Below are 706 nucleotides of genomic sequence, written 5' to 3' on the forward strand. Positions count from 1 at the left end.
AACAACTGGCCATTGCCGAAGATAAAAAACTGGTCCTGGGACACGCCCACCGCCTTGCCGTCGGCAAAGATGTAGGCCAGGCCGCGCACGATCTGCATGGTCGCCAAGGTGGTGATCAACGCATTGACCCGCAGCTTGGCGATGACGATGCCGTTGATCAACCCGACGATCAGGCCCATCAGCAGCGCCGCGCCAATGCCGAGCATCACGCTCTCGGTATCGCGCATGACGATGGCCGCGACCACCCCGGCGCAGGCGATCACCGAGCCCACCGACAAGTCAAAATGCCCCGATGCCAGGCAGAACAGCATGGTGCACGCGGCAATCCCCACGGTGGACACCGCCAGGCCCAGCCCGCGCATGTTCAGCGGCGAGAGGAAGTTATCGATCAGCAAGGCGCACAGCACAAAAATGCCCACCGCCGCCAGCAGCATCGCCCAATTGTCGAGCAGTGCGCGCATATCCAGGGGTTTGCGTGCGGTTGGCAACGCGTTGTTTTGAGTGGTCATGGTCGTCTCTCAGTTCGTCACGCGGCGCGGCAAGGCCAGCTGCAGCAGGTTGGATTCAGTGGCGTGTTCGCGCAGTTGTTCCCCGCGCAGGGCGCCTTCACACAGCACCAGGATGCGGTCGGAAATGCCCATGACTTCCATCAGGTCGCTGGACACCACGATCACCGCAATGCCTTGGGCCGCGAGGTTATGGATGA

The 706-nt window shown here is 62.0% G+C and carries 1 protein-coding gene and 1 pseudogene; both read right to left on the reverse strand.

The features are described 5' to 3' along the window. Window positions 1-509: ABC transporter permease subunit (locus JWR98_RS28585; protein WP_425273226.1), on the reverse strand; the 509-nt coding region annotated here is incomplete at its 3' end. Between the two features lie 9 nt (window positions 510-518). Continuing rightward, window positions 519-706 (reverse strand): annotated as a pseudogene (gene araG, locus JWR98_RS28590) (L-arabinose ABC transporter ATP-binding protein AraG); the annotation flags it as partial.

Origin of the sequence: Pseudomonas lactucae (assembly GCF_016937615.1) — a bacterium.
Taxonomy (GTDB): Bacteria; Pseudomonadota; Gammaproteobacteria; order Pseudomonadales; family Pseudomonadaceae; genus Aquipseudomonas; species Aquipseudomonas lactucae.